Origin of the sequence: Chryseobacterium suipulveris (assembly GCF_022811685.1) — a bacterium.
GTDB classification, from domain to species: Bacteria; Bacteroidota; Bacteroidia; order Flavobacteriales; family Weeksellaceae; genus Kaistella; species Kaistella suipulveris.
This window is the reverse complement of the sequence record NZ_CP094532.1, coordinates 488814-513699: the sequence shown is the minus strand read 5'-3', so window position 1 is coordinate 513699 and position 24886 is coordinate 488814. Positions and strand designations below refer to the sequence as shown.

Genomic DNA, 24886 nt, shown 5'->3' with positions numbered 1-24886 from the left:
AATTAGTTATTTTGTACTCTTAAAATTAAACGACAAATTAAATCTACTTCCTCTAAAGTTAGGTCATAATACAAAGGCAAACACAAAACCCTTTGGGCAATATCGCCTGTTACTGGTAATTCCTGAGGTTGTACATAAGGCAAAGAAGTTGCTAAGGAAGGATAAAAATATCTTCGGGTAAAGATTTCATTCAGTTTCAGCAGCTCCACACATTTCAACATCAATGCTTCCGATTCGAACACCAAAGGATAATAGGCAAAGTTGTTTTCGGAACCGGCATGCCATATGGGTCTTCTCGCTTTTAGGTTTTTTAGTTTTTCATCATACCTTTCGGTGAGTTCCTTTCTTCTCTGATGGATGGCGTCCAAATATTTCAGGTTTGCCAATCCCATCGCGGCATGGTATTCAGAGTTTTTGCCATTGATTCCCAATTCAGCAAAGTTTTCCGGACCATCGAAACCAAAGTTTCTCATGTACGCTAACTTTTTCAACAAAATAGCATCTTTGGTAATCACCAATCCACCCTCCACGGAATGATAGAGCTTGGTAGCATGCAGCGAACAGGTGGATATATCGCCGTACTCAAAGATCGATTTCCCATTTACCTCCACTCCAAAAGCGTGTGCGGCATCATAGATCACTTTAAGCTGATGCTTTTGGGCAATCTCTTCAATTTTCTCCACATCGCAAGGATTACCATAAACATGCGTCGCCAGGATGGCGGAGGTTTTATCAGTTATCGCTGCCTCAATAAGATCCGCATTGATATTCAGAGAATCTTCATCAATATCCACAAATACCGGTGTACATCCTTCCCACACAATGCTGCTCGTGGTCGCCACAAAGGAAAAGGGTGTGGTAATAATTTCTCCTTTCATATCTAAGGCTTTAATTGCCATTTGCAACGCCACCGTTCCATTGGTCACAAAAAGCAGATGATCCACATTCAGTACTTCTTTCAACCGCAATTCCAAATCCGAAGACAATGGCCCCATATTGGTAAGCCACTGTCTTTTCCAAATGCCATCCAAATAACTTTGGTAGACCTGTTGTGGTGGTAAAAATGGTTTGGTTACCGGTATCATATATTTTATTCAATTACAATTTTGCGTGCGATTCTTCTAATACTCCCTTCACATCATACACCACGCCTTTTTCCTTGAGGTTGAGGCTGAGGTCGAGGTCGCGGAATTCCTTGTGAGCCACGCCTAAAACCACGGCATCAAACTTTTTCTTCGGCATTTGAGTCGTACTTTCGACTCCATACTCGTGTTTTACTTCGTCGGGATTTGCCCATGGATCGAAAGTGGTGACCTTCACCCCGAAATCTTCCAGTGCGGCGATCACGTCCACAATTTTGGTATTGCGCACATCGGGACAGTTTTCTTTAAAAGTAATTCCCAACATCAGCACTTCTGCACCGTTTACCGAAATATTCTTCTTGATCATTGCCTTGATGACCTGCTCTGCAACATATTTCCCCATGGAATCGTTCAATCTTCTTCCCGCTAAGATAATCTCAGGATGATATCCGTATTCCTGTGCTTTCTGTGCCAGATAATAGGGATCTACACCAATACAGTGTCCGCCAACCAATCCCGGTTTGAAAGGGAGGAAGTTCCATTTGGTTCCCGCCGCTTCGAGGACAGCGTGGGTGTCGATTTCCATCAGGTTGAAAATTTTTGCCAGCTCATTCACAAATGCAATATTGATGTCGCGCTGTGAGTTCTCGATGACTTTCGCCGCTTCCGCCACTTTGATGGTCGGAGCCAAATGCGTTCCCGCGGTGATAACGGATTTATAGATTTCGTCCACCACTTTCCCAATTTCGGGAGTGGAACCGGAAGTAACCTTCAAGATTTTTTCGACTGTATGTTCCTTGTCTCCGGGATTGATTCTTTCGGGAGAATAACCGGCGAAGAAATCCTCATTGTATTTCAGTCCGGAAGTTTTTTCCACCACCGGTATACAGTCTTCCTCTGTCGCACCGGGATAAACCGTAGATTCATAAATCACGATATCGCCTTTTTTGATGACTTTGCCCACCGTTTCACTCGCCTTGATTAAGGGGGTTAAAACTGGGCGGTTGTTTTTGTCCACCGGTGTTGGAACGGTAATGATGTAGATATTGGAATCTGTGATATCGGAGATTTGGTCGGTGATGTACAAACCTTGCTGCGCATCGGTCGACCCTTCGAGAACCTCAGGGTGACACGCTGTGCTCGCAATGACCGAAGACGGAAGTGTTGGAGTGTCGGAGAGTTGGAGTGTCGGTGAGTTGTTTTCCTGCTTCGCGGCGGTCGACCCTTCGAGAACCTCAGGGTGACACGCTTCGCTGGCAATGACGGATGGGTTTTCTGAGAGTAGGACGGACTTCAGGAGTTCGTCGGAAACTTCCAACGTGTCGTCGTGCCCATTTTTGAGTTCGGCTACCCTTTTTTGGTTGATGTCGAATCCCACCACGGGAAATTTTGTCGCGAAAAGCCGCGCCAACGGCAATCCTACATATCCTAATCCGATAACTGTTATTTTATGATTCACTGTGTTTTCTGATTTAGTAGAAAAAATAATATTTTTAAAGATTATCCTGCAAAGATATTCTATTTTTAGATTTGTGGTTTTAAATAATTCTTAAAATTTGGAAACCGCTTTTCCGAACTTTATCAACAGAACACCTTGAAAAGGAATCTATTCCCATGCTTTCATGATATAATTAATGCAATGTTCAATATTTTTTTATTATGTTTTGCATTCGTTTATTTATAAAGTCCCTTTTCTCTCAATTCGATCATGGACTGCTCAGAAAGATCCGTTTGGATTTCCTGTTGCTTTACCCAGTTCCCAAAATGAGTAATCCCTTCTTCAAAACTTACCAATTGAGAAATTTTAAAGTCGTTCTTCAACTGATCTACACAAGCAATATTATGTCGAATATCACCGATTCTGTAATTTCCGGAGATCTTAATTTCGACATCACTGTTGTAAATACTCTTCAGTTTTTCAGCCACTGCAAGTACCGAAGTCGCCTTACCCGAACCTACATTATAACACTTTTCCCCTACTCTTCCATCATCCAGAGCCATTGCCGTGATTCTGACCACATCGTCAATATAGACAAAATCCCTGCTTTCTTCTCCGTCTTCAAAAATAGTAACAGGATTACCGTTCAGCATTTGGGTGGAAAAAATGGAAAGAATACCGGTATATGGATTTTTGAGGGACTGTCCCGGTCCATACACGTTCTGGTAACGCAGCGCGATTGCGTCAATTCCCAAAGCATCGCAAACATTAAGAACGGACTGTTCCTGAAACTGCTTGGTAATTCCGTAAACTGATGCGGGATGAATTTTTGAGTCTTCGGTGGTGGGAAGCATTTGAAGGTCCGCATTACATTCCGGGCATTTTGGCTGAAATTCGCCTTTCGCCATATCTGCATCTTTTCTGGATTCGGGAAACACTACCCCGTGAATTGAACAACTGTATTTTCCCTCTCCATACACCGCTCTCGAAGATGCAATGACCACTTTTCTAACCTGATGTTTTCGATTGGCGAGAACATCAAGAAGAATCCCTGTTCCACCACAATTGACATCAATGTACTTCTGAATTTCATACATACTCTGCCCGGTACCAGTTTCTGCTGCAAGATGTACCACTTTTTGGACATTTTCGAGCGCTTTTTCCCAATCCTCATAATTCCGAACATCCCCATTAATAAATTCCACTTTATCTTTTATGCTTTGATAAAGCGGAGAATCATCCGGGTTCCCATGGATTTGAGGTGAAAGATTATCAAGAACCACTATTTCTTTTCCCAGCTCCAAAAGATGTAGCGCAAGATGAGAACCAATGAATCCAGCTCCTCCGGTAATTAATATTTTTTCCTTCATGGGTTGGATCGGTTATTTGATATTGTTTTGTTGGATCACCTTCAAAAATAAGAAAAGAAAATCTAATTGTAAGATTTCTTCGGTATTACAAATGCTCCCAATACCAATCTACAGCTTCTTTCAATCCATCCGCGAAACGGTGACTGGGTGAATATCCCAATAAACTTGCTGCTTTTTCGATACTCGCTTTGGAATGGGGAACGTCTCCCGCACGAACCGGACCGTACTTGATTTCCACATCGCCGATTTTTTCATCATATTTTGAAAGAAATTCTTTTAAAAGTTGAGCCACATCCTTGATGGTGGTTCTGTCGCCAACTGCCGTATTATACACTTGGTTGACCGCTTCGGGATTATCGGACAGCATCGCCAGTTCATTCATTTGGATGACATTGTCGATATAAGTGAAGTCGCGGGAATACTCTCCGTCTCCATTGATTACGGGACTTTCGTGGTTCATGAGCTGAATGACGAACTTGGGAATCACTGCTGCATACGCGCCATTCGGATTCTGTCTTCTCCCAAAAACATTGAAATAGCGCAGTCCGATACATTCCATTCCGTAGGTTTTGCTAAAAACATCGGCGTACAGTTCATTTACATACTTAGTGATAGCATAAGGCGAAAGTGGTTTTCCGATCACGTCCTCCACTTTCGGAAGCGTTTTGGAATCTCCGTAAGTGGAGGAACTTGCCGCATAAATAAATCTTTTCACTTTAGCGTCACGTACCGCCACCAACATATTCAGGAATCCACCCACATTTACGTCGTTGCTGGTAATGGGATCGTTGATCGAGCGCGGAACGGAGCCGAGCGCAGCTTGGTGCAGTACATAGTCCTGACCTTCACACGCTTTCCGGCAGGTTTCCAAATCGCGGATGTCGCCTTCGATCAAAATAAAATTGGGGTTTTCTAAAAGATGTTCGATATTGTTACGGAACCCCGTTGAAAAATTATCCAGACAGGTAATCTGATGTCCTTTCGAAATAAAATAATCGCATAAATTGGATCCGATAAATCCGGCACCGCCGGTAATAAGTATGTTCATTGAAGTTTGAAGTTTGAGGGTTTGAAGTTTCCCTAATTATTACTACCAAGAAATTTCGAGTTTCAAGTTTCAGGTTTCAGGTTTGAAGATTCAGAACTCGCAACTCGGAATTCGGAATTTCATATCACTCACCAACTCTTTTGATTGGACAATTGACTTCGTCAAACCACTTCGTTAGGTTTCGCGATTTGTCCCTACTCTCCAGTTCACCTACTCACCAACTCTCTTACACACCAACTCTCCCACTCTCCCACTCTCCGACACTTCGAACTTCCGACTTCGGACTCGTTCTAAAATTTTCTTTATCCCATCCCTAAAGCCTGCCTTGTCGGCAGACAGGGGAGGAAAATTTTCTCACATTCCATCATGCATCTCGGTCTTCCGACTTCGGACTTCGGACTCCCTACCATTTCCAGAATTTCATCCTTTCCAATAGTGGCGGTTTTTCGTCGTGGGTATAGGAATAATAGCCGTAACCATATTTTTTGCCGTATCTGGTATTTTCCGGTTTTACTCCATTTAAGACAAATGCCATGTTACGGATATTGTTGTCGGCTTTGAAACCTTCCGCAAAATCGATCATTTCTTTTTCGGTAAAGTCGGACTTAACGGCGTACAGCACCACATCCGCATTCTCGATTAAGTGCAGCGTGTCGCTTACGAGCATTACCGGTGCAGAGTCGAGAATGATGAATTCATATTTTGTTTTCAGATACCCGATCATGTCATCAAACTTCTGCATATCGAGCAGGTCATTTGGATTTGGAGCGATCTGGCCGCTGAAAAGAACATCAAGATTATCGTTCACCTTCGAATGGACGATCCACTTGTCGGGCACGGTCTCGTCTGAAATAAGAAAATCGGTCAGTCCAATATTTTTTCCTTCCACAAAACGGTGCAGCTGCGGATTACGGATGTCGGCACCGATAACAATAACTTTGTTTTTCCCAGCCAAAGTCAAGGCGATATTCATTGAAATCGTTGTTTTCCCTTCTCCTTTAACCGAGGAAGTCACCAATACCACTCCTCCGTTTGCTGTTGCCTTGGTTTTCAGCAGGAACTTCAGGTTGGATCCCAAAATTCTAAACGATTCCGCAAATACAGAGAAATCATTCGGTTTCACAATGGCGTAGTCCTCGTCATTTTCTGGAATTTCAGCGATGACTGAGGCATCCGGAATATGTGACAGGATCTGCTGCCGGGAATGAACTTTGGTATCGAGCATATTCCTTGTGTAGAAGAAAAGCAGCGGCAACAGGAAACCTGCCGCTAAAGATCCGTAGAGAATCTGGTCGTATTTGGGCTGAACAATCCCTGTAGTAAAGGCGGGATTAACCACTTTTGCCTTAGGTGCAGTCACAGCAAGCGTAATCGCATTTTCCTCTCTTTTTTGTAGAAGATAGAGGTAGAGCTGCTCTTTCAGAGTCTGTTGACGGTCGATGCTTCGGAATATTTTTTCCTGGGTGGGATATCGGCTGATGTTTCCTTTGGCCAAATTCAGTTGCGCGTTGGCCTGTCCGATTTTGAGCTGTAGGGTTTCCCTGGCTTCAATGAGATTTTTGCGTATGAGATTTTTCATTGCGGCAATCTGCTTATTGAATTCGATCACTGCCGGGTTTTCTCCCGTTGCCTGCTTCAGCACACGATTTCTGGTTAGAACCAAATTATTGTACTCGGAAATATTTGTTTCGAGCGCCGGACTTAAACCCAAACCTGTCGGCAGCAACTGCTCACCTGATGATGCGGAGAGTACGGCATTCACCAACTCCAGTTCCATCGAGTTAGTCAGGATCTGTTTGGTGTTTTCGTTAAGGTTTTCCAGACTTATACTCCCCTGCTGTTCCAGGTTTACAATACCGTTCTGCCTTTTGAAGTTTTCTTTTTGCCCTTCAATGCCTGAAAGGTCTTCCGTAATAATCGCAAGACGGTCGTTGATGAATTCCTGAGTACCTTCGGCTTCCTGATTCTTATCGTTGATCCCATCGAGGATATATTGCTTCGTTAACTCGTTAAGGATATCTTCTGATTTTTTTGGAACCGGCCCCACTGTGGAAAGCTCCATGAGCATTCCTTTTCCCTGTGGAAGATTTACAGTAATACTGTTTTCTAAACCGCGCGAAACCCTGTTGATATTCTTGAAAATCACTTTTAGTGGCGAGGTGAGCTTCATTCCCGGCTCAATATCAATCTGGATGGTACCAAAAGGTAATTTTGCCGGAACGCCAAAAGGGATTGTTAAACTGGACGACCCTTTTTCGTCTATGAGTTTATATGAATTCTTTCCGACACTATGAAGAAAATAAGTGGCTCCACTAAAGCTGTTGGGACTATACAATTTGATGATTTTACCAGTGAGTCCGTTGGCGTACATTTCAACCTCCTTAATTTTTCCCACCGCAAAAAAGCTTACATCGAGATTAAGGTTTTTTGCCACTTTTCCCAGAATCGGTTTTGAAACAATGACCACTGTTTCTCCCTCCAGCTCACTGTTTCCACTAACGCCCATCCCCAAATTCTTCATATCGTTAAGGGCTGAAGCGGAGGCGGTATTCTTGCTTTGCTGAACCATCAAATTGGTTTTGCTGAAATACTGTGGCTCCACATACCGGAGATAGATTTTTGCGGCAGTATAAAAAACCGCCATACTGAGCAGGAACCAAGGCCACTTGCGGAGGTATTTCAGAATAACTCTCTTGATGTTAACAGGTTTTGGTTTATGAGCCGGAAGCGAACTTTCGAGTAGTTCCATCAAAAATTATTTGCGAGTTAAACTGAAAATTAATGTTACGAGACCCAATGCGATTCCTCCGAGTTGGATAATCAGGTTTCGGTTGGGGTTGGTGGTGTTTGCGGCAATCTGCTTATTTCTGTCGGCCTCCACGTAAAGGATATCGTTTTGCTGAAGATAGTAATAAGGAGAATTGACAATAGACGCCTCGGAGAGATCGAGGGAAACCACTTTATCTTTCTGTTCCTGCTCCGAGTATCTGATCAGCTTAATGTTGGTTCGGTTGGCAGAATCATTTAAATCTCCCGCTAAAGCAATTGCCTGGAAAATATTGATTTTTTCGGTGGGACTCGTCTTTTGACCAGGATTTTTCACGTCGCCCAAAATGCTGATATTGAAATTAGTCAGCGTGATGGTCACCAGTGGATCGGTCAGGTATCTTTTCAAACGATTTTCGAGATCTGCTTTCAACTGCTGCTTCGTCATTCCCTTACAGAATACCTGTCCCAAAACTGGCATCGTGATGGTGCCATCGGAATTCACAATGTATTCAGTACCTGATGATGCCTGGTTGATATTTCCCCCTGCACCGGAAGAGGGATCGGAAGTTCTGGGCATTGTACGAACATTGAAGGGGCGGACCGCAATCTCGTCAAAAGCCGAAACTAAGATCTGGAGCACATCACCCTCCTGTATATGAAGCCCTGAATATTTTGCCTGTGAAACTTCTTTCTCGAAGTTGTCATTCGACATATAGACGAAATTTTCCTTAGGTTTACAGGAAGAGAGTAAGCATAAGAAAATTATAATAAATACCTTAAAGTATTCTTTCATTTTTTATTAAATAAGATTACAAATGTATCAAAATATTACACTTTGAAATCTTTGTTGATTGAATCTGATTAGAAAGTTCTTCTCTCAAACAGATCCTGCAAATAATAGTTAATACCGATTCCTAAGAATCTGTTATAGGTATTGTTTCGGTCATTATTCGGATATACCTTACTAAATCCCCTATCAAAACGAATGAACGCCTCGATCTCGTCATCGATTCTAAGGCCGGCACCTAAGGATACTCCGTACCCAAAACTGTTTACCTTGTCGTCCAAATTATATTTATAGTGGGTACGATCATATTCTGGGTCAACTTTTCTGTTTTCTCTCACCAGTAACTGGATCTGAGGACCCGCAAAAACAAAGAAATCTTTTTTATATCCCTTACTATTAAAAAAATATTTCACATATACGGTTCCTGTAATATAGTCGTGATGAAATTTTTGCAGTCCGTACACATCTTTTTTAACCTCCGCATTTTCACCCTGCATACTGTATTCTACATGCGGTTCAAGATAAAGCCATGCAGAATCAAAGATATCGTTATCCACTAATGGAAACTGAAAGAACATCCCTAAGTTTCCACCAAACTTCCCTATCGAACGGTCATGAACTCCGACAATAGATCCCTTATGGAAATTTGCGGTAACTCCATACTTAAAATCCTGTGCATTACCCATCACCATGAGAAAAATTGTTAACAATAATATGGGTTTCTTCATATCCAGTTATTAATAGTTATTATTTTAGTGTAATATTTCATGCAAATTAATTAAATTTATTTCAAATAACTGTAATTTTTTTTCATTCGCAAGAATTATTTAACAATACATTCTGCATCACGTCATATTCGAATCCCCTACCTAACAGATAACGTATCGTTTTTGCCCTTTTTTGATACTCCTTCAATCCGCGGATTCTCGTAACATAATCTTCATAGATCTTCACGATGGTCTTTTGGTACTCCCCTTCATCGATTTCATCCATACATTTTGAAGTCAACTTGTCAGAAATTCCTTTCATACGCAAATGGTTCCTGATCTTGTTTCTGCCCCACTGCTTAATCTTGAATTTTCCACGGATATAACTTCTGGTAAACCGCTCCTCGTTGAGATAGTTCTCCTTCATCAAATAAAGCAGGATTTCCTCTCTAGCTTCGGGAATAACGCGGAACTCAAGCAATTTCTGTTCCACTTCCTGATGGCAGCGATCCTGGTAAACACAGTAGTTTGCCATTTTCTGCTTGATTTCTGCAAAGGTGTAGGATTTTTTTTCTGGGAGCATTCTTGATTCGAAAAAGAAAAGTTGCCAAAAGAGTTGGGACGCGATTATCGCGCCCCATTCTTTTAGTATTGAAACAGCGGCCGCGAATCCATCAATTCGTTTACTTTCTTGCGAACTCCGGTGATTACATTATCATCTTTAATATTCATTACCACATCATTGATGAGTCCCGCAATAGTTGACATATCTTCTTCTTTCAGTCCGCGAGTTGTAATGGCGGCGGTTCCCAAACGGATTCCCGAAGTGGTAAACGCTGTTTTATCGTCAAAAGGGACCATGTTTTTGTTGCAGGTAATATCGGCTTTTACCAATGCTTTTTCAGTTTCTTTTCCGTTGACATTTTTATTCCTTAAATCCACGAGCATCAAATGGTTGTCGGTTCCACCACTCACAATATTGAAACCATTATCGATCATTGCTTTTGCTAAAGCTCTTGCATTGGATATCACTTGTTTAGCGTAAGTTTCAAACTTTCCGTCAATCGCTTCACCGAAAGCAACGGCTTTTCCTGCAATCACATGTTCCAGCGGTCCACCCTGAATCCCAGGAAACACAGCACTGTCGATTACAGCGCTCATCATTTTGGTTTCGCCTTTTGGAGTTTTATGTCCGTATGGATTTTCATAATCTTTTCCGATCATGATGAGTCCGCCTCTTGGTCCGCGCAGTGTTTTGTGTGTCGTTGTAGTTACAACGTGGCAATGTTCAAACGGTGTGCTCAAAAGTCCTTTCGCCATCAAACCTGCGGGATGCGCAATATCTGCCCAAAGCGTCGCTCCCACTTCATCTGCCACTTCACGGAATTTCTTGAAATCCAAATCTCTGGAATAGGCAGAATAACCCGCAATAATCATTTTTGGTTTTACTTCAAGTGCTTTGTGGTGCATTGCTTCGTAATCAATCAGTCCGCTTTCACGATCAACTCCATAAAAATTAGCATTATACTGAATCCCCGAAAAATTCACCGCAGAACCATGGGTAAGGTGACCTCCCATTGAAAGATCAAGTCCTAGAATTGAATCCCCTGGTTTCAAAACTGACAGATAAACCGCGGCATTTGCCTGTGAACCGGAATGTGGCTGTACATTTGCGTACTCCACTCCGAAAAGTTGTTTTGCACGCTCAATTGCCAAAGTTTCCACTTCATCCACTACTTCGCAACCTCCGTAATATCTTCTTCCAGGGTAACCTTCCGCATATTTGTTGGTGAGGACGCTTCCCATCGCTTTCATCACATTTTCCGAAACAAAATTTTCTGAGGCGATAAGCTCGATTCCGTGAGTCTGTCTTTGTCTTTCCTGTTCGATCAGGTCAAAAATTGGATCCATATCAGTTTAAATAAAGGAATTGGTTTAAATGATTAAAGATGTAAATTTAAAGAAAAAAAATGGAGATTCAAGATTCAAGATTACTCACAATCTTATTTATTTTCTTATTTGAGTTCATGAATGCTATGCATTTCAAGTTTTAAGATTCGAGATTCGAGGTGAAAGATGCAAAACACAAGTTTCATGTTGCAAGGTGCAAGTTGCAGAGTGCAAGATGGAAGTTTGAAGTTTACTCACAATTTTTTAATTTCTTATTTGAGTTCGTGAATGCTACGCATTTCAGGTTTAAGTTTCAACTTTTTGGTATCCAGAATTTTCTCGTGTTGCTTTCATTTGCCGAAAGCTGAATGCCGAATGCCGACCGCTAATTGCTACACCGGTAAATTGGTAAATTGCTGATTAATTACCTTTGCAAAAAAATAACCGAATGAAAATTGGCGACCACGTTTCCGTAATTGATGAAGACTTGGAAGGAAAGATAACCTCAGTGAAGCAGGATACCGTTTATTTCAAAGATGACCACGGGTTTGTTCACGAATATCAAAAAGAGAAGCTGGTTCTGAAGAACGCCTCCATTTATGAAGAACTTGGAACCGTCAACAAAAAGGTGCAGACAAAATCCACATCACAGAAAAACCCAAAAATACACAAAGTCCTCGACCTTCATTTTGAGAAATTAGTCGAGAATCCAAAACAATACGACGCTACCGAACGGCTTTTCATCCAACGCGATCACCTCATCGAAACCATTGAATTTTGCAGAAAAAACAAAATCAGGAAACTTGAAATCATTCACGGAATCGGAGACGGCGTTTTACAAAAAATGGTGCACGATTACTTGGAAGGACAAACGAATTTGGAATTTGAAGACCACGAATTTTTCTATCACCAAACAGGAAAAGTGACGGTTTTCATTAAGTAGTAAATACTAATAGTTGTCTAAATTTTATTAAGAAAATATTATGTCGGAAATTCCTTTACCCCGATCCTAAAAGGAGCAAATTCACGTTTATTTTGAAAATGTAACGGATTCTAAATATTGATGACATTACTCGCTTTCTATCGTCGTTTCCTCATTTGCTTTAATGAAGGAAAAACTCACATTCCCGTATTTTCTGGTTTCGAGAATATTGGGGTGCGAAAGTTTCGTTCGGCTTTGATGCTCGAGGACGAAAATCCCGTTTGGCTTCAGAAATTTATTATTTAAAACCAAGCTGATCAGCTCGTTATATTTTTTTTCCTCAGTATCGAAAGGCGGATCCGCTACCAGCAAATCATAAGTTTTATGGTTTCGGTTTTTCTTTAAATAATCAAAAACATCGGCGCGCTGAACATTGACCTGAATCGCCATTTCGAGCTCTGCAGCGGTAGAATTAATGAACGCCGCGTGTTTCGGATTCATCTCCACGGAAGTCACATCGTTGCAACCACGGGAAGCAAACTCCAGCGAAATCGAGCCAATCCCCGCAAACAGATCAAGTACCGAAATGAACTCCGCTTCCATATCGTAGCGGTTTTCGATAATGCTGAACAACGCCTCTTTCGCAAAGTCGGTGGTCGGTCGAACCTCGAAATTTTTCGGTGCAGAAATTCTTTTTGATTTCCATTTTCCGCTAATAATTCTGTACATAATTCGTGGGTTCTGCGCTGTTTAACTGAGGATAAAGTTCTTATTGGGAATATTGTCGAAAACAATTTTCAGGTTCTTCACAAACTTCCGAAGTTCTGAAATAAAGGTCTCGTTTCTGGTCGTTTCTCCGTAGACAAAAAACTGGGTTTCCGCAGTTCCGAAACCGATTTTGCTTAAGGTAAACATAATGAAATACAGAAAATCCACCTCCGAACTCACGTCGAGATTGTTGTACAGAATGACTTTCTTTTTGTCGAGCGCAAAAAACTCACACTGGTGATGGTAAAGGTTGATATGGATTTCCTTCTGATTTTTTGTCGTGATGCTGCCCAGAAACTTTTCACCTGAAAAATTGAACGTCGTCTTTTTTTGCAAATCCTTGATTTTTCCATAGTTATCCTTGGGAAAAGTATAGTAAAACTGAACGCCGAACTTTTTATTCACAGCGAGCATCAGTTCTTCATTTTCTTTGTCCACATCAGCATTGAACCCAATCAGATCCATTCCTAAATCGTGGTGCGAAAATCCTTCAGCCATCATCGTGAAATGGTTCAGCGCAGAAATAACATTGATTTCGGAAAATTGTTTTTGGGAAAGAATTTCGTCAAGTTTCAGCGGAACATAATTCTCCGGAGTTTCCTCATTAACGAAAAACTCGTGTTCCTCAAGAACCTTCCTGTTTTTTGAAATCCTGTATTGTAGCCCGTCCTTGGTGAAAAGTAGCGAAAGTTTCTGCATAATATTCTGTGCGCACAAATTTAGCTAAAAAATAAGAATGTTTTCGGAGTTCGAGGTCGTCTTCATTTCTATTAATATTGGTGTGAAATATTAATTTGCCTCAATTTGACTTCGTGACTGCAATTTCTCGCAAAGCGCGCAAGGATTTTTTTACTAAAGACTTCATATTTGAAGAGCGCAAAGGCATTTCATTTAGCAAGGACACACTACGATTCCGATTTAATTACCCAAATATTGAATGTCTTATTGCTATCTTTGTGCAGCTAAAATAAGCGATAGCGCCGTTGTTTAGCTTATATCTGAGCAATAAAGATGAATATGGCTTTGTTTTGCTTTGCGAAAATTTTCCCCGCAATTCGCACAGAAAAACTTAACAAAATGACTGCATATTTGAAGTGCGTTAAGGCATTTCATTTAGCAAGGACACACAACGATTCCGATTTGATTACCCAAATATTTAATGTCTTATTGCTATCTTTGTGTAGCTAAAATAAGCGATAGCGCCGTTGTTTAGCTTATATCTGAGCAATAAAGATGAATATGGCTTTGTTTTGCTTTGCGAGAATTTTCCCCGCAATTCGCACAGAAAAACTTAACAAAATGACTGCATATTTGAAGTGTGTTAAAGCATTTCATTTAGCAAGGACATACGAAGAATCCGAATTAATTCATTAAAGGTCTTTTGTTGAATCAATTGGAACGGGCTTTAGCCCGTTTATCAGAAGTAAAGTATTCATTGGCTTTAGCCAAAACATAGAAAGCCCAATCAAATTGAAAAGAAGCTCCTTTACTTATTTGTAGATCGCCGTTAACAAAAAAATCTTAAAGCACCTTCAGCTCAAGATCAATAGATTTCCCGAAGAACTTCTTAGAGATTCTCTCAAAATTCTTGGTAATATCCGAAAGATAAAAATGGTAGGTTGGGTTCGGATTATTTTCATTGAGAAGGTGGTGTTTCTCCAAAATCATTTTCAGCTGATTGGCAACAATATTCGGCGAATCGATGACTCTCACGCGGTTTCCGTAATACTGTTTGATCTCGTCAATAAGGAGCGGATAATGTGTGCAACCAAGAATGAGTGTTTCGATATTTTTTAACTTATTGTTGCTCAGGTAATTGTAGATGATCGAGTGCGTGATCGGATGGTTCTTAAAACCTTCCTCTATTGCGGGAACCAAAAGCGGTGTTGCCAGTTCGTCCACCTTGATGAACTTGTTGTGCTTTCGGATGGATTTTTTGTAAAGTCCCGAATTCACGGTAGCTTTTGTGGCAATCACACCGACATTGTTGTGGATTTCGTAGGAAACTTTCTCTGCAACCGGATTGATCACGTCGATCACGGGAACTTTTTCTGCCACCAAATCCTGAACTTCTTTCAGCGCATTTGCTGTCGCCGAATTACAGGCGATCACGATGGCTTTGCAGTTTTTTTCTAAAAGGAATTCGGTGATTTTTTCGGAGTATCCCACAATCGCTTCCTTGGATTTTTCACCGTACGGTAAATGTTTGGTATCTCCAAAATAGATGAGGTTTTCATGTGGAAGCAGTCGCTTGATTTCTTTGGCCACGGTTAATCCGCCCACTCCGGAATCAAAAATCCCGATCGGCTGGTTCGGCGAAAGATGGCTGAAATCTGGTTTTCTGTTTTTCAAAGGAAAAATATTTGTACAAAAATAATGAAAATGAGCGGAAAACGATTTTTCACCTTATCGCAAATTATTATGCCAAATCCATTCTGCCAAAAGTGTAAAAATTCCGCTGTATCTTTTACCTGGAAAATTTCTCGCAAAGCTAAACCAAGATTATCTGACTCTTATTCCTCAAAATAAGATAAACCAAGGCGCTGTCGCTTATTAATGCTAAACAATGAACACCTAGTTTAGCACATTTTAATTGGAACTTCTCGGTCTTTGCTAAATGAAATGCCTTTGCGCTCATAAGATATGAAGTAATTTTGTCAAAGTTTTCCTTGCGCTCGTTGCGAGTAAAAACTCCTCCTAAAAAAGGTGAAGCATCAAACCATAAACAAATCCGATGCAATCCCGTCCGCAAGAAACCAATGTTTTTCAGGTATTTTCAAGTGGTTGTCTTCAAGGATCAGGAAACCTTCCTCCATTTTTGGAGTAATTTCTTTTTGGAAGTGCTCCCTAATTTCGTCACCAAAATTTTTATCAAAATCTGAAAGATCCACTCCCCAAATTGTCCTTAAACCAATCATCAGCATTTCGTTGAAGCGGTCTTTTTCAGACAGAATCTCTGTTTCTTTAGCTAAAATATTTTGACTTAATAACTTGATATACTGCTGGTTATTGGCAATATTCCAGCTCCTCTCATTTCGCCCGTTGTAGGAATGTGCGGATGGACCGATTCCTAAATATTCCCGATATTTCCAGTATGCAGAATTGTGTTTGGAATGAAAACCCGGTTTCCCAAAATTGGAAATCTCATAATGTTCGAAACCGTGATCTTTCAGAAAATCCGACATATAGTAGAACTCGCGGTTCTGTTCCGATTCTTTCGGCGCATTGATTTTTCCGTTTTTAATCCATTGATTTAATGCCGTTTTCGGCTCCACCGTTAAAGCGTATGAAGAAACATGCGGAACCTGGAGTTCAATGATTTTGTTTAAATTCTCCTTCCAGATTTCGAAATCGGAAGTGGGTGAACCATAAATCAGGTCGATGCTGATGTTTTCGAATCCGAAATCCTGCGCTCTCTTGATGGAGCTTTCCGCCTCAGATGAATTATGGGCGCGGTTCATCATCTTTAAATCCTCATCAAAAAAACTTTGGGTACCGATCGACAAACGGTTGACTGCGGAATCCGATAAATCCTTTAAATAATTTTTATCAAGATCATCGGGATTGGCTTCGAGGGTGATTTCAATTTCCCGGTCGAAGGTAAAATATTTCAGCACCTCGTCAATAATGGATTTTAGTTCATCCACTTTCAAGATTGATGGTGTTCCACCGCCGAAGTAAAGGGATTTTAAGTTTTTGTTTTGAAGCTCGCCATTTCTTAGAAAAATTTCTTTCTTTATGGCCGAAATCATTTCATCCTTAAAGTTTAAGGAAGTCGAGAAATGAAAATTGCAGTAGCTGCATTTCTGTTTGCAGAAGGGAATATGGAGGTAGAGCATGTAAATCTTGTTCTGTGAAAGCACTTAAAACGGGCATTCCATCGCACATCGCTTATCATCCATCACTTATAATTAATACCTGAAACCTCTCGTGTTGATAAAGTTCTCGATATTGTAGCCAACGCTCAGCATAAAGCTGCTTCCCGCGTATTGCTGAATATCTGACAATCCGAAATTATAACTGGCGCCGAAAGTAAATCTGCTCACCGTCGCCTTGATGATGGGAGAAATCCCTAAACTCTGATTACCGAATTTATTGTTTGCTGTTCTGAAACTTGCACCAGCAGAAAACGAATTCTCCTCACCCAAAACCGTCGCCATTAGGTTCAGATCGATCATTTTTGAGGAATTGGTATTGAAGTTCACCATCGCAGAAGGCGTTATAAAAAACTGCTCACCAATATAATAGTTATAACCGGCGTTGACCATAAATTTAGTTGGTTCCGGCTCAATACCGTTGATAATGGGAATATCATTGGTTAGCGCAATATCATTAATCGAAAAACCTGTGAAAAAATTACGGTAGGTTGCAGCAAGTCCCAAATTGGCATAAACCAAGAACAGATTGTTGTGATCACCCGTCAGTACAGGATCTCCCGGATCTTGCGGATTAAGCATACCATAATCGAAGCTCATATTATAGAAGCTCACATTAGTACCAAATGAAAACTGGCTCTTTCTTTCGCCATCATCATCAATTGGAATAAAGTAGGAAGCTCCGGCAGAAAATCCGTTCGACGAAACGGGCCCGTTCTGGTCTCTAAAAAAGTGTAATCCGGCTCCTACCCTGTCAAAAATATTGGCGTGAACACCGATGGACTGAACATTTGGCGACTGATCAAATTTCGAGAACTGCTTTTGGTAATTCAAATTCACTACGACATCGTTAGTTTTTCCATATAGCGCCGGATTGAAAAGGAAATCGCCCTCCATCAAATATTGTTGATAATAAGGTAATGTTTCCTGACCCTTCCACAATGCAGTACAAATTATTGTGAAAACCAACGCATATATTTTTCTCATAATTAGATTTGAGTGAATTTCCGGCAAATATAAAAACTTTTTAATACAAACTATTCCAAATATTTTCGCCATTTTTTTACGGCTTCGTCCATATCTTCAGGCATCGGGCTTTCAAAATACATTTCTTCCTTTGTGGTGGGGTGAATGAATCCCAGTGTGTGTGCATGCAAAGCGTGCCGCGGCAACACTTCGAAAACATTCTTCACAAACTGCTTGTATTTTGGCAGGTTGACTCCCTTCAGAATCTGGTTGCCTTCATATCTTTCATCATTAAACAAAGTATGACCAATATGTTTAAAGTGCGCACGGATTTGGTGCGTCCTCCCCGTTTCCAGTTTACATTCCACCCAGGTCATGTACTTAAACCGTTCAATGACTTTGTAGTGCGTCACCGCGTGTTTCCCCATACTTCCGTCTTCGAAAACCGCCATCTGCATTCTGTTTTTCAAATGTCTGCCGATATTTCCGCGGATGGTTCCGGAGTCTTCTGCTAAATTTCCCCAGACAAATGCCCAGTAAAGCCGCTTTGTTTTCCGGTCGAAAAACTGCTTCGCAAGATAGCTTAGTGCATATTCGTTCTTTGCAATCACCAAAAGTCCGGAGGTATCCTTATCAATCCGGTGGACCAAACCAACCCTGTCCAAATCAGACTTTTCTCCGTTTTTTTCAAAATGGAAAGCAAGCGCGTTGACCAAAGTTCCGTCCCAGTTTCCGTGACCGGGGTGAACCACCATTCCTGCGGGTTTATCGACCACAACCAAATCGTCATCTTCATAAACGATATTTAGCGGAATATCTTGTGGAATAACGACATTTTCCCGCGGAGGTCTCGTTAAAAGCACCGAAATTTCGTCTCCCGGTTTTACGCGGTAGTTTTGTTTGACGGTTTTTCCGTTGACCACCACATTTCCGGCTCTACATGTTTGCGAGATTTTATTGCGGGAAGAATTCTGCCTGAAGTTCTGAAGGAATTTATCAATTCTCAACGGTTCCTGACCACGGTCAACCTTGATACTGAAATGCTCATAAAGTCCTTCCGATTCCGCATCGCTGGATTCCTGGTTTAAAAACTCCTCTTCTGAAAATTCTTCGTATTCGTCAGTCATTATTTTTGAAAAATAAAGCTCCAACATTCTGCTGAAGCTTTATGATATTTTGGGTTGAAGTTTATTCAACGATTACTTTCTTGGCTTTTGGCTTTTCTTCAGGTTTCGGTGTTGATTTCGGTGCCGAAGTTGCCGGTTCTGTCTTTGGTTTAGTGTCTGCTTTAGGTTTAGTTTCTGCAGCTGGTTTCGGTTTTGTTTCCGCAGGTTTCGGGGTTTCTGCTGAAGGTTTCTGTTGCGGAGTTTCAGTCGGTGGCTCTTCCGTTCTTGGCTGAGTTACACGTGGTGACGGTTCTCTGTAAACGGGAACATCGTAGTTGATCCGTGGTGCGGTAGTGTCGATTTTGATTCTGTAAATCGAGTTCAGCTGAGAAATTTTTCCGCCCATTTCCGCCGGAGTTTTCTTGCTCGCCCAAATGTCGATCTGCATTCCCTGATCGCGAACGTCGCTCGATGCAGGATCTTGATAATAAACGATATCGGATTCGTCCTGCTTTCCGTCTTCGTGTTCAACCAAGCCAACTTCAAATAAGTTTTGTACGATAATCGCCTTTGCTTCCTGCACGGTTAAGCCGATGAGATTTGGAATGACAATATTTCTTTTCGGACCGGATCCGATGACTAAATCGATGGTGGAAAATCTGGGCAAAAGTGCGCCCGGTTTCAACGTAGAACCATTGTACAGCATTCGCAAAACTGCATCGCGCTGAATACTTGGCTCAAAAATCGTATCGCCCACTTTCAGCCCAACCTGTTCAAGTTGCCTGAAAGCCAACCCTTTATAACGATCCAAAACATCGGGTACCGAAACTTGTGCCCAAGTTCTAGGATTCACTTTCAAGATGACCGTTCTTCCGTCTTTCACTCGGGAACCCGGAGAAGGATACACCTGCAAAACCTGGAACGGACGGTATTTCGGGTCGTATTTGAAACTGTCCACTTCATATTCCAGACCGGAATCGTCCAAAATCTTGATGGCGTCGTGCACAGATTTGTTCATCACATTCGGTACCGGAATTTCTTTACCGTGATTGGTATGAAGCTCCAACCAGCGGAACGTAAGCCAAACCAAACCTGTGAAAACTGCAGCCGCCAATAGTAAATTCAACAGAACTTTCCAGTGGAAAAGTGATTTTAGCATAAAACGGAATCTTTAAAATATAAGTGCAAATATATAAAATAATCTTTTCGGTAATCAGAACGGAAGAATCAGTTTTTTATTGAAAAAGCCATGAAATCTGTATCTTTGCTTATTAAATTTATCCAATGGTTTTATCAATGACCGGCTTCGGAAGAAGCGAGGGAGTTTTTGAAGGAAAAAAAATCACGGTCGATATCAAGTCGCTCAACAGCAAGCAGTTTGACCTGAATATTAAAATTCCTTTAAGATATAAAGAAAAGGAATTCGACGTCAGAAAAATCCTGAACGACAAAATTCTGCGCGGAAAAGTGGACTGCTTCATCAATCTGGAAACCCTCAACGATTCCAACGACGTGAGCATCAACCACGATCTGGTGAAATCCTATATCGATGAATTAAAGAAAATCACGAGCGACGGCCCCGATTTCGAGTACCTGAAAATGGCGATCAGATTTCCCGACGCTATCTCGACAAGACCCGACGAACTCAACGAAAACGAGTGGATTTTCCTGACCGGATTACTGAACGAGGCACTTTCAAAATTCGACAGCTTCAGAAAAACAGAAGGTGAAATCCTGCACGATGAACTCGCGAAAAACATCCAAAACATTGAAAACAATCTAGCTTTGGTTGAGCCATTTGAATCAGTAAGAATGGACGGCGTGAAGGAACGCTACCGAAAAACCCTGAACGAATTCGATAATCTGGACGAAACGCGTTTCTATCAGGAAATGGCTTATTACACAGAAAAACTCGACATTTCCGAAGAAAAAGTCCGGCTCGCGCAACATTTGAAATACTATCTGGAAGTGATGAAAGACGAAGATTTCAACGGAAAAAAACTCGGTTTTATTTCGCAGGAAATTGGCCGCGAAATCAACACGCTCGGTTCGAAAGCCAACCACGCCGAAATCCAGAAATTAGTCGTAAAAATGAAAGACGACCTGGAAAAAATAAAGGAGCAAACGCTGAACGTTCTATAATCCCCCCTTTCCCCCAAAGGGGAGAAAAGGTCTACAAATTTGACGCAAAAAGTGTAAACGAGTCAAACTTCGATAAAAACTCTAAATTTTTGAACAAAAATGCAAACTGCAACACATACTGACCATCGCTCCCCCTTTGGGGGAAAGGGGGAAAAAGTCATCATCTTCTCCGCACCCAGCGGAAGCGGCAAAACCACTTTGGTAAAGCACTGCCTGGAAAATTTTCCCGAACTGGCATTTTCGATTTCGTGTACCACGAGAAATCCGCGCGGAACCGAAAAAGACGGGGTTGATTACCACTTCATCACTCCCGAAAAATTCCGCCAGAAGATTTGGGAGGAAGCGTTTGTGGAGTTCGAGGAAGTGTATGAAGACAAATATTACGGCACGCTGAAATCGGAGGTCGAAAGAATTTGGAGCGAAGGAAAAACCGTAATTTTTGATGTGGACGTGAAAGGCGGAATCTCGCTGAAAAAATATTTTGGCGAAAAGGCGCTTTCCATTTTCATTATGCCTCCATCGATCGAGGAACTGGAACGAAGATTGATATCAAGAGCAACGGACGACGCGGAAACCATTCAAACCAGAGTGGAAAAAGCGGCGCACGAAATGACGTTCCAAAACCAATTTGATAAAATCGTGGTGAACAATAATCTGGACGAAGCCAAATCCGAAATCAGTAAATTGGTGCAGGAATTTTTAAATGCTTAAATTTGAGGAACACGATTTATTTGTAAGTTTCAAACCACTTCAAACCACTTCAAACAATTTCAAACAAAGTTCAAACATATTATGAGCACAACAACATTAGATAAAGCCATCTCTAATCTTCCGGTGAGAGGATTCCTAAAAATCGACGACCTGATTATTCCTGACGGTGAAGAATTGGTAAAAGCAATCCTCGAATTAAAAAAAGAAAAAAACGCGGTAATCCTCGCGCATTATTACCAACCGCCTGCAATTCAGGATATTGCCGATTATCTTGGTGATTCCCTGCAATTGGCGAGAGCAGCGCGCGACACCGATGCGGATATGATCGCGTTCTGCGGTGTGCACTTTATGGCGGAAGCAGCGAAAATTTTGAACCCGACCAAGAAAGTGGTTCTTCCCGATACACAGGCAGGTTGCTCACTTGCAGACGGTTGCAGCGGCGAAGGTTTGCGTGCGATGCGCGAACAACATCCGGGAGCGCTGATCGCAACCTACATCAACTGTAATGCGGAAACCAAGGCGGAATCCGACATTATCGTGACGAGTTCCAACGCAGAAACCATCATTAAATCGATGCCGGAAGACAGACCGATTATTTTTGCTCCGGATAAAAACCTCGGAAGATACCTGATGAAAAAAACCGGTCGCGACATGATTTTGTGGGACGGAAGCTGCATTGTGCACGAAGCGTTTTCTATGGAAAGAATTGCAAAACAGCTCGCCGATAATCCCGATGCGAAACTTATCGCGCACCCTGAAAGTGAGACTCCGGTTCTGGATTTGGCGGAATTTGTGGGCTCCACTTCGGCACTCCTTAATTATGTGGAAAAAGACGACTGCCAGAAATTCATTGTGGCAACCGAGGAAGGAATCCTGCACGAAATGAGAAAACGCGCACCACAGAAAGAACTGATTCCCGCACTGGTTTTTGACGAATCGTGCAATTGCTCGGAATGTTTCTATATGAAGCGAAATACTTTAGAAAAGCTTTATCTGTGCATGAAGTATGAACTTCCGGAAATCACCATCGACGAGGAACTTCGCCTGAAAGCATTGGAGCCGATCGAAAAGATGATGGAGCTTTCGAAATCGATTAAATAATTTGGAAATTTGAAAATTTGAAAATTCACAAATTAGCTCATTCCTTTTAATATGACCAGCAAAATTTTTCTTGAAAATCTAAAAATTTACGGCTATCACGGTGTTCTTCCCGAAGAAAACATCATCGGCACTTACTTTATTCTGAATGTCGAAATCCACGCCGATTTGTGGAAAGCAGTCGGAACCGATGATCTGAACGACACCATTAATTATGCTGAAGTGAACGACATTATTCACGAAGAAATGAAAATCCCCTCGAAACTGATGGAGCACGTCGTAGGAAGGATTTCAAAGAAAATTAAGCTGGCGTTTCCGCAGATTACCTTTATTAAAGTAAGGATGACCAAAACCAATCCACCGATGCGCGGCGAAATGAGCGGAGTAAGCGTGGAAATTGAAAAAAGTTATTGAATTAAAGATTAACAACATATTGCCGAAGAATTAAACTTCGGCAATATTTTTTTCTAAAAAGAAAACCCATTTATTTTTCCCTAAATTTGTGCGGCAACAAAAAATTTCTGCCTACTTTTTTTCTTGGGCAAAATTAATCGCAGTATGAAATATTTTATTCTCTCGCTTTTATCGGCGGTACTTCTCAGCATTTCGTGGCCCACTTACGGCATCCCGTTTTTCATATTTTTCGCGCTCGTCCCGCTTCTGATGATGGAGCACGATATCACGAAATTCTCAAAAATCAAAAGAAAAGGTTGGGCGGTTTTCGGACTCTCCTATCTCGCTTTTGTCATTTGGAATATTGTGACGACGGGTTGGCTGTACGGTTCGAAAAATCCCGATGGAACCCATTCTCTGATGGCGGTGGTTTTTCCGGTTGTGGTGAATTCACTTTTGTATTCGCTGGTTTTTCAACTGTATCACTGGTACAAAAAAGCGCAGGGAACTTATTGGGGGCTCACTTTTTTTGTGGCGATCTGGATGTGTTTCGAAAAATTCCACATGAGTTGGGAACTGACTTGGCCATGGTTAAATCTTGGAAATGTCTTTTCTGATTATCCGAAGCTGATCCAGTGGTACGACACTTTAGGCGCAACCGGAGGAAGTTTCTGGATTTTGCTTATTAATGTTTACGTTTTCTATACCTTAAGAATTTGGGAAGCAGGAAGGAAACGCAAATCCCTGATTATCAACACGTCGATTGTTGCACTATTCATTTTTCTGCCAATTTTGATTTCACTTGTGAAGTACAATAACTTTAATGAAAAACCGAGCGGCTCTGTAAATGTACTTTTGTTGCAGCCGGAACTCGATCCCTATACCGAAAAATACGCAAAAGACAGTTTGACGATTCTGAACGACCTGCTTACTTTGGCGGAACAAAATTCAAAAGGACAGATCGATTACTACATCGGTCCTGAAACATCGCTTCCCGGTTTTGGATCGATTTCCGAAAAAGGTTTTGAGCAAAGTCTGCTTTTGAATACGGTTAAAAATTTCCTCACCAAACATCCGAAATCGGTTTTTGCAACGGGCATTTCTTCTCACCGATTTTATTCTGGTTCCGAAGAAAAACCGAACTCGGCGTATCAGGTTTCCGACGGAAGTTTTGTAGACAGTTACAATTCCGCAGTACAGATTATTCCCAACCAAAAAGTGGAAGTTTACCATAAAGGAAAACTCGTTCCCGGTGTGGAGATTTTCCCTTATATGAATGTTCTGAAACCGATTCTCGGCGACGCAATGCTGAATCTCGGCGGAACTGTGGCTTCACTCGGAATTGACGAGGACAGAAAAGTTTTCACCAATCCTTTCAACAAAGGAAAACTCGCTCCGATCATTTGTTATGAAAGTATTTATGGAGAATTCACGACGGAATATGTGAAAAAGGGCGCAAATTTCTTGGCAATTATGACCAATGATTCCTGGTGGGGAGTTACGCAGGGACACGAACAATTGATGTCTTATGCGCAACTGCGCGCGATTGAAACCCGTCGTGAAATCGCACGATCCGCAAACAGTGGAATCTCTGCACATATCAATGCGAGAGGCGATGTTTTGGCAGATACGCTTTACGGCGACAAAACCGCCCTTTTTGCAAAAGTCAACCTTTATGAAGGAATGACTTTCTACACCAGAGCCGGAGATTTGCTCTCCAGAATTTCAATTTTCGTGCTCGGATTTTTGGTGTTTTATACTTTGATTAAGCAGTTTCAGGCGAGGAAGAAAAGTCAATAGTCAATTCGACTTCG

The 24886-nt window shown here is 41.5% G+C and carries 22 protein-coding genes; 6 read left to right on the top strand and 16 right to left on the bottom strand.

Annotated elements, in window-relative coordinates; translation table 11 throughout:
• Positions 1–2: 2 nt before the first annotated feature.
• From MTP09_RS02435 to glyA, 9 genes are all read right to left on the bottom strand, one after another.
• Complete coding sequence (locus tag MTP09_RS02435; RefSeq protein WP_243550316.1) at positions 3–1085, bottom strand: DegT/DnrJ/EryC1/StrS family aminotransferase; 1083 nt, start codon at positions 1083–1085, stop codon at positions 3–5.
• 13 nt (positions 1086–1098) lie between these two features.
• On the bottom strand, positions 1099–2541 hold the full coding sequence (locus MTP09_RS02430; RefSeq protein ID WP_243550314.1) for a nucleotide sugar dehydrogenase: 1443 nt from the start codon (positions 2539–2541) through the stop codon (positions 1099–1101).
• Between the two features lie 215 nt (positions 2542–2756).
• Positions 2757–3890 carry an NAD-dependent epimerase/dehydratase family protein gene (locus MTP09_RS02425; RefSeq protein ID WP_243550312.1) on the bottom strand — a complete coding sequence of 378 codons (1134 nt, stop codon included), beginning with the start codon at positions 3888–3890 and terminating at the stop codon, positions 2757–2759.
• A gap of 85 nt (positions 3891–3975) precedes the next feature.
• Positions 3976–4938 carry an SDR family oxidoreductase gene (locus MTP09_RS02420; RefSeq protein WP_243550310.1) on the bottom strand — a complete coding sequence of 321 codons (963 nt, stop codon included), beginning with the start codon at positions 4936–4938 and terminating at the stop codon, positions 3976–3978.
• Positions 4939–5341: 403 nt separating this feature from the next.
• Positions 5342–7687 (bottom strand): GumC family protein, encoded by a 2346-nt coding sequence (locus MTP09_RS02415; RefSeq protein WP_243550308.1) that lies wholly within the window; start codon positions 7685–7687, stop codon positions 5342–5344.
• Between the two features lie 6 nt (positions 7688–7693).
• Positions 7694–8419, bottom strand: a complete 726-nt coding sequence (locus MTP09_RS02410; RefSeq protein ID WP_243550306.1) for a polysaccharide biosynthesis/export family protein — start codon at positions 8417–8419, stop codon at positions 7694–7696.
• Positions 8420–8568: 149 nt separating this feature from the next.
• Positions 8569–9204 carry an outer membrane beta-barrel protein gene (locus MTP09_RS02405; protein ID WP_243550304.1) on the bottom strand — a complete coding sequence of 212 codons (636 nt, stop codon included), beginning with the start codon at positions 9202–9204 and terminating at the stop codon, positions 8569–8571.
• Positions 9205–9304: 100 nt separating this feature from the next.
• A complete protein-coding gene (locus tag MTP09_RS02400) occupies positions 9305–9784 on the bottom strand; it encodes a regulatory protein RecX (RefSeq protein WP_243550302.1) in 480 nt (159 codons plus the stop codon).
• 62 nt (positions 9785–9846) lie between these two features.
• Positions 9847–11112: a serine hydroxymethyltransferase gene (gene glyA, locus MTP09_RS02395; protein ID WP_243550300.1), complete on the bottom strand. Its 1266-nt coding sequence runs from the start codon at positions 11110–11112 to the stop codon at positions 9847–9849.
• A 427-nt stretch (positions 11113–11539) separates the two neighbouring features.
• Here glyA and MTP09_RS02390 point away from each other — a divergent pair, with 427 nt between their 5' ends.
• On the top strand, positions 11540–12034 hold the full coding sequence (locus MTP09_RS02390; RefSeq protein ID WP_243550298.1) for a Smr/MutS family protein: 495 nt from the start codon (positions 11540–11542) through the stop codon (positions 12032–12034).
• 126 nt (positions 12035–12160) lie between these two features.
• Here MTP09_RS02390 and MTP09_RS02385 read toward each other — a convergent pair whose 3' ends face one another.
• From MTP09_RS02385 to MTP09_RS02355, 7 genes are all read right to left on the bottom strand, one after another.
• Complete coding sequence (locus tag MTP09_RS02385) at positions 12161–12742, bottom strand: RsmD family RNA methyltransferase (protein ID WP_243550296.1); 582 nt, start codon at positions 12740–12742, stop codon at positions 12161–12163.
• A gap of 21 nt (positions 12743–12763) precedes the next feature.
• Positions 12764–13480 (bottom strand): DUF3822 family protein, encoded by a 717-nt coding sequence (locus MTP09_RS02380; protein ID WP_243550294.1) that lies wholly within the window; start codon positions 13478–13480, stop codon positions 12764–12766.
• 822 nt (positions 13481–14302) lie between these two features.
• Positions 14303–15133 (bottom strand): glutamate racemase, encoded by an 831-nt coding sequence (gene murI, locus MTP09_RS02375; RefSeq protein ID WP_243550292.1) that lies wholly within the window; start codon positions 15131–15133, stop codon positions 14303–14305.
• A gap of 362 nt (positions 15134–15495) precedes the next feature.
• Complete coding sequence (gene hemW, locus MTP09_RS02370; RefSeq protein WP_243550289.1) at positions 15496–16620, bottom strand: radical SAM family heme chaperone HemW; 1125 nt, start codon at positions 16618–16620, stop codon at positions 15496–15498.
• Positions 16621–16692: 72 nt separating this feature from the next.
• Positions 16693–17643, bottom strand: coding sequence for a PorP/SprF family type IX secretion system membrane protein (locus tag MTP09_RS02365; protein WP_243550287.1), 951 nt, complete (start codon positions 17641–17643; stop codon positions 16693–16695).
• Between the two features lie 50 nt (positions 17644–17693).
• Positions 17694–18749 (bottom strand): RluA family pseudouridine synthase, encoded by a 1056-nt coding sequence (locus tag MTP09_RS02360; RefSeq protein WP_243550285.1) that lies wholly within the window; start codon positions 18747–18749, stop codon positions 17694–17696.
• 61 nt (positions 18750–18810) lie between these two features.
• A complete protein-coding gene (locus MTP09_RS02355) occupies positions 18811–19887 on the bottom strand; it encodes a PASTA domain-containing protein (RefSeq protein WP_243550283.1) in 1077 nt (358 codons plus the stop codon).
• Positions 19888–20012: 125 nt separating this feature from the next.
• Here MTP09_RS02355 and MTP09_RS02350 point away from each other — a divergent pair, with 125 nt between their 5' ends.
• From MTP09_RS02350 to lnt, 5 genes are all read left to right on the top strand, one after another.
• Positions 20013–20870, top strand: a complete 858-nt coding sequence (locus MTP09_RS02350; protein ID WP_243550281.1) for a YicC/YloC family endoribonuclease — start codon at positions 20013–20015, stop codon at positions 20868–20870.
• Positions 20871–20969: 99 nt separating this feature from the next.
• Positions 20970–21581: a guanylate kinase gene (gene gmk, locus MTP09_RS02345; RefSeq protein WP_243550279.1), complete on the top strand. Its 612-nt coding sequence runs from the start codon at positions 20970–20972 to the stop codon at positions 21579–21581.
• 81 nt (positions 21582–21662) lie between these two features.
• Positions 21663–22682 (top strand): quinolinate synthase NadA, encoded by a 1020-nt coding sequence (nadA, locus tag MTP09_RS02340; protein ID WP_243550277.1) that lies wholly within the window; start codon positions 21663–21665, stop codon positions 22680–22682.
• Between the two features lie 51 nt (positions 22683–22733).
• A complete protein-coding gene (folB, locus tag MTP09_RS02335; protein ID WP_243550275.1) occupies positions 22734–23093 on the top strand; it encodes a dihydroneopterin aldolase in 360 nt (119 codons plus the stop codon).
• Between the two features lie 144 nt (positions 23094–23237).
• Positions 23238–24872: an apolipoprotein N-acyltransferase gene (lnt, locus tag MTP09_RS02330; RefSeq protein WP_243550273.1), complete on the top strand. Its 1635-nt coding sequence runs from the start codon at positions 23238–23240 to the stop codon at positions 24870–24872.
• The last annotated feature ends 14 nt before the right edge of the window (positions 24873–24886 follow it).

Bases quoted from the DNA above. Each gene is read 5' to 3' on its own strand.
- MTP09_RS02380 (WP_243550294.1), bottom strand. From the start codon at position 13,480: ATGCAGAAACTTTCGCTACTTTTCACCAAGGACGGGCTACAATACAGG.
- MTP09_RS02420 (WP_243550310.1), bottom strand. From the start codon at position 4,938: ATGAACATACTTATTACCGGCGGTGCCGGATTTATCGGATCCAATTTA.
- folB (WP_243550275.1), top strand. From the start codon at position 22,734: ATGACCAGCAAAATTTTTCTTGAAAATCTAAAAATTTACGGCTATCAC.
- MTP09_RS02350 (WP_243550281.1), top strand. From the start codon at position 20,013: ATGGTTTTATCAATGACCGGCTTCGGAAGAAGCGAGGGAGTTTTTGAA.
- MTP09_RS02355 (WP_243550283.1), bottom strand. From the start codon at position 19,887: ATGCTAAAATCACTTTTCCACTGGAAAGTTCTGTTGAATTTACTATTG.
- glyA (WP_243550300.1), bottom strand. From the start codon at position 11,112: ATGGATCCAATTTTTGACCTGATCGAACAGGAAAGACAAAGACAGACT.
- MTP09_RS02400 (WP_243550302.1), bottom strand. From the start codon at position 9,784: ATGCTCCCAGAAAAAAAATCCTACACCTTTGCAGAAATCAAGCAGAAA.
- MTP09_RS02390 (WP_243550298.1), top strand. From the start codon at position 11,540: ATGAAAATTGGCGACCACGTTTCCGTAATTGATGAAGACTTGGAAGGA.
- lnt (WP_243550273.1), top strand. From the start codon at position 23,238: ATGAAATATTTTATTCTCTCGCTTTTATCGGCGGTACTTCTCAGCATT.
- nadA (WP_243550277.1), top strand. From the start codon at position 21,663: ATGAGCACAACAACATTAGATAAAGCCATCTCTAATCTTCCGGTGAGA.
- hemW (WP_243550289.1), bottom strand. From the start codon at position 16,620: ATGCTCTACCTCCATATTCCCTTCTGCAAACAGAAATGCAGCTACTGC.
- MTP09_RS02415 (WP_243550308.1), bottom strand. From the start codon at position 7,687: ATGGAACTACTCGAAAGTTCGCTTCCGGCTCATAAACCAAAACCTGTT.
- MTP09_RS02425 (WP_243550312.1), bottom strand. From the start codon at position 3,890: ATGAAGGAAAAAATATTAATTACCGGAGGAGCTGGATTCATTGGTTCT.
- MTP09_RS02435 (WP_243550316.1), bottom strand. From the start codon at position 1,085: ATGATACCGGTAACCAAACCATTTTTACCACCACAACAGGTCTACCAA.
- MTP09_RS02385 (WP_243550296.1), bottom strand. From the start codon at position 12,742: ATGTACAGAATTATTAGCGGAAAATGGAAATCAAAAAGAATTTCTGCA.
- MTP09_RS02410 (WP_243550306.1), bottom strand. From the start codon at position 8,419: ATGTCGAATGACAACTTCGAGAAAGAAGTTTCACAGGCAAAATATTCA.
- MTP09_RS02360 (WP_243550285.1), bottom strand. From the start codon at position 18,749: ATGACTGACGAATACGAAGAATTTTCAGAAGAGGAGTTTTTAAACCAG.
- gmk (WP_243550279.1), top strand. From the start codon at position 20,970: ATGCAAACTGCAACACATACTGACCATCGCTCCCCCTTTGGGGGAAAG.
- MTP09_RS02365 (WP_243550287.1), bottom strand. From the start codon at position 17,643: ATGAGAAAAATATATGCGTTGGTTTTCACAATAATTTGTACTGCATTG.